Source organism: Kineococcus glutinatus, assembly GCF_039542765.1.
Lineage (GTDB): Bacteria > Actinomycetota > Actinomycetes > Actinomycetales > Kineococcaceae > Kineococcus_A > Kineococcus_A glutinatus.
In genome coordinates, this window is record NZ_BAABIL010000712.1 from 1 (window position 1) to 1,393 (window position 1,393).

Annotated in this window: 2 protein-coding genes and 1 pseudogene; all 3 read right to left on the reverse strand. The window is 81.1% G+C overall.

Annotation, left to right across the window (positions count from 1 at the left end; all coding sequences use genetic code 11):
• The coding region (locus tag ABEB16_RS20510) for a hypothetical protein (RefSeq protein ID WP_345714044.1) at positions 1-189 on the reverse strand (189 nt) is incomplete at its 3' end.
• 139 nt (positions 190-328) lie between these two features.
• Complete coding sequence (gene sigM / locus ABEB16_RS20515) at positions 329-931, reverse strand: RNA polymerase sigma factor SigM (RefSeq protein ID WP_345714045.1); 603 nt, start codon at positions 929-931, stop codon at positions 329-331.
• 1 nt (position 932) lies between these two features.
• Positions 933-1,393: pseudogene (locus ABEB16_RS20520) on the reverse strand (serine/threonine protein kinase); the annotation flags it as partial.

A 1,393-nucleotide genomic window follows, 5' to 3' on the forward strand; every position in this document is an offset into this window, starting at 1 on the left:
CACCGACCCCGCGGGCAGCTCCGCGCGCGCACGGGCCAGGGCCTCCTCGACCCGGGCCACGACCTCCGGGGGCATCGGCCCCACCGGCGCCGCGGCGCGCAGCAGCGCCCGCACCCGCTCCGCCCCCGCGGCGTCCAGCTCCGGCAGGTCCGCGCCCAGCTCCTCCGGCCCCCCGGGCCGCTCCGTCACGTCAGTCCCCTCCCGGCTCGCCGGCCGACGTCATCCCCGCGCACCCCGCGCGGCACCGACCCCCTTCCGACGGGACGCCGCCCCCGCGGGTTCCCCCGCCACGCCCGGCACCGGCAGGTCCGCACCCCGCCCCGGGCGCTCACCCGTCCTCCCGCGCCCGGCCCGACAGCAACCCCGCCAGCACCGCCCGCCCCCGGGAGCAGCGCGACTTCACCGTCCCCACCGCGACGCCCAGCACCGCCGCCGCCTCCTCCACCGGCACGCCGTACATGTCCACCAGCACCAGCGCCGCCCGCTGCGGCGCCGGCAGCCGCTGCAGGGCCGCGGCCACGTCCAGGCGGGCCTCCACCGCCGCGGTCGCGTCCGGCGCCCCCGCCACCACCGCGCCGCGGCGCGGGCCGTCCCCACCACCGCCCGGCTCCTCCTCCAGCGGCACCGTCGGGCGCACCGCCCGCCGCCGCGCCCGGTCCAGGCAGGCGTTCACCACGATCCGGTGCAGCCACGTCGTCACCGCCGCGTCGCCGCGGAAGCGGTCCGCCGCCCGCAGCGCCGACACCAGCGCGTCCTGCACCGCGTCCGCCGCCTCCTCCGGGTCGCCGCAGGTGCGCAGCGCCACCGCCCACAGCCGGTCCCGGTGGCGGCGCACCACCTCCCCGAAGGCGTCCGGGTCCCCCGCGACGTGCGCGGCGAGCAGCTCGGCGTCGGTGCGCCCGTCCGCGGGACCCCCCGCAGCGGGTGCCACCTCAGCCCCCCGCGGCCGCCGTCACGGGCACGCCCGTGACCAGCACCTCCGCCACGTCGAGGCGGCTGTCCGACCCCTGCGGCAGCTCCGTGAACCACAGCAGCAGGTAGCGCGAGCGCACCGGCTGGGCCGGCACCAGGCGCAGCTCGCCGCCCGCGGCCGCCTCCGCCACCACGACGCCGCCGTCCAGCGCCGGACCGGGGGTGCCGCGCAGCTCCACCCGGCCCCCCGAGCCCGCGGCCCGCACGTCCACCGCGCTCACGTCGGCGTCGGCGCCGAGGTCGAGCACCAGCCCCACCCCGTCCTTCAGCCCCCCGAAGGCGGGGGAGGAGTACCGCTGCGACGTCCACGACGTCGCCGGGTCCCCGTCGGCGGCCGCGGCCGCCTGCTCGCCGTTCTCCTGCCCGTCGCCGAGCGGGTCGATCGCGGTGACCGCCGCCACCAGCACCGGACCGGGCGCCA